The sequence below is a fragment of the Streptomyces sparsus genome (assembly GCF_054776295.1).
Window position 1 is genome coordinate 1 of sequence record NZ_BAAHCA010000777.1, and the last position, 2,378, is coordinate 2,378.

Here is a 2,378-nt window from a genome sequence, read left to right on the forward strand (position 1 = left end):
CGGCCCACCGGGACGCCGACCCGCCGCGCCCGCCGACCCGCCGCCTCTGCCGTGCCCGCCCGAACCGCCACCGCTGCGTGCCCGCTGCGTGCCCGCTGCGTGCCGCACAACTGGACGTCCGAACCACTCGCAAGGTTGCCCTGTATTCCGGCCGATGGCGCGCCGCCACGGGTGCCGCTCCCCCTCCCGGCGGACGGGAGGAATGGGACGGCCCGTACCGGATACCCGGCGGCGGCGACCCGCTCCGCCCGTCTCACCTGCCGCTTCCGTCCCTTGCGCAAGGGGACGGAGGTGGCCGTTCCGCCCACGGTGCGAGTCGCGCCCTGTCGTACGCACAGCAGCCACACCTCGGAGGAACGGTGACCCAGAGCGAGAACTCCCCCCACCCGCACGAGCAGGCCGCAGGCGGCTCCCCGGACATTCCCGGGGTGCCCGCCCCGGAGCCGCCCTCCCTGGAGGAGCCCACGACCCCCCGCGAGCCGCTGCCGCCCAAACCCGACCAGGCGGAGCCCGCCCCGCTCTCCCCCACCGGGCGCCGTTCCGGGGAGCCGGGCGACCGGGCGCAGCAGGGGGCGCGGCTGACCACCGCCGAGGGGCTGCGCCTCCCGGACACCGACCACTCCCTCAAGGCGGGCGCGCGCGGCCCGGTCCTGCTCCGCGACCACCACCTGCGGGAGAAGATCACCCACTTCGACCACGAGCGCATCCCCGAGCGGGTGGTGCACGCCCGGGGCGCGGCGGCGCACGGCGTCTTCCGCGGCTACGGCAGCGCCTCGGACGTGTGCAAGGCCGGCTTCCTGGCCAAGGACGTGGAGACCCCCGTCTTCGTGCGCTTCTCCACCGTGCTCGGCTCACGCGGGTCGGCCGACACGGTCCGCGACACCCGGGGCTTCGCCACGAAGTTCTACACCTCCGAAGGCGTCTTCGACCTGGTCGGCAACAACATCCCGGTCTTCTTCATCCAGGACGCGATCAAGTTCCCCGACATCATCCACGCGGGCAAGCCCCACCCGGACCGGGAGATCCCGCAGGCGCAGAGCGCCCACGACACCTTCTGGGACTTCGTCTCACTGCACACCGAGGCGACCTTCCACACGCTCTGGAACATGTCGGACCGGGGCATTCCGCGCTCCTACCGGACGATGGAGGGCTTCGGCGTCCACACCTTCCGCCTGGTGGCCGCCGACGGCTCGACGACGCTGGTGAAGTTCCACTGGAAGCCGCGGGCCGGCGTGCACTCCCTGGTGTGGGAGGAAGCACAGATGATCAACGGATTCGACCCCGACTTCCACCGCCGCGACCTGGCCGACGCCATCGAGGCGGGTGCGTACCCGCAGTGGGAGCTGGGCATCCAGGCCTTTCCCGACACCCCCGAGCAGACCTTCGAGGGCATCGACCTGCTCGACCCGACGAAGATCGTCCCCGAGGAACTGGCGCCGGTGCAGCCGGTCGGCCTGATGACCCTGAACGCCAACCCGTCGAACTACTTCGCGGAGACCGAGCAGGTGGCCTTCCACCCCGGGCATCTGGTGCCGGGCGTCGACGTCACCGACGACCCGCTGCTGGCGGGCCGGCTGTTCTCCTACATCGACACCCAGATCACCCGGCTGGCCGGGCCGAACTTTTCGCAGCTCCCGATCAACCGGCCGCACGCCGAGGTCAACGACATGCTGCGGGACGGCTTCCACCAGCAGGCCGTGCACCGCGGAGTGGCCCCGTACCAGCCCAACTCCCTGGACGGCGGATGCCCCTTCATGGCGGGTGCGGACGCCGGCGGGTACGTGGAGACCCCGGTGCAGGTGCCGGAGTCCCGCCAGGTGCGGGAGGCGCCGGAATCCTTCGACGACCACTTCTCCCAGCCCCGGCTGTTCTGGCGGAGCATGTCGCCGGTGGAGCAGGAGCACATCATCGGCGCCTACACCTTCGAGCTGGGCAAGTGCTACGAGCAGACGATCCGGGAGCGGACGCTGCGGGTACTGGCCACCATCGACGAGCGGCTGTGCCGCGAGGTGGCGACCGGCCTCGGGCTGCCGGTCCCGCAGCCGGACCCGGAGTACGCCGCCCACACCCCCAAGCCGAGCGCCGCGCTCGCCCAGGTCGGTCGGACGTGGCCGACCGAGGGGCGCGTCATCGGCATCGTCGCCGACACCGGCGCGGACCTGTCGCAGGTGCGGGCGGTGCGGGACTCCGTCCTGGCGGGCGGCATGGTTCCGCTGGTGATCGCCCCCACCGGCGGCGAGCTGGCCGACGGCGACGGTGACCCGGTCACCGTGCAGCGGACCTTCGTCACCGCGCGGTCGGTGGAGTTCGACGCGCTGCTGCTCGCCGGCGGTGCGGCGCCCGGTCCCGACGCCTCGGGTGACCGCAGCGCCGGCGCG

1 protein-coding gene is annotated in these 2,378 nt (G+C 72.7%); it reads left to right on the top strand.

Features of this window, described 5'->3' with window-relative positions; all coding sequences use genetic code 11:
• Nucleotides 1-359: 359 nt before the first annotated feature.
• The coding region (locus ACYVE9_RS23250) for a catalase (protein ID WP_461029847.1) at nt 360-2,378 on the top strand (2,019 nt) is incomplete at its 3' end.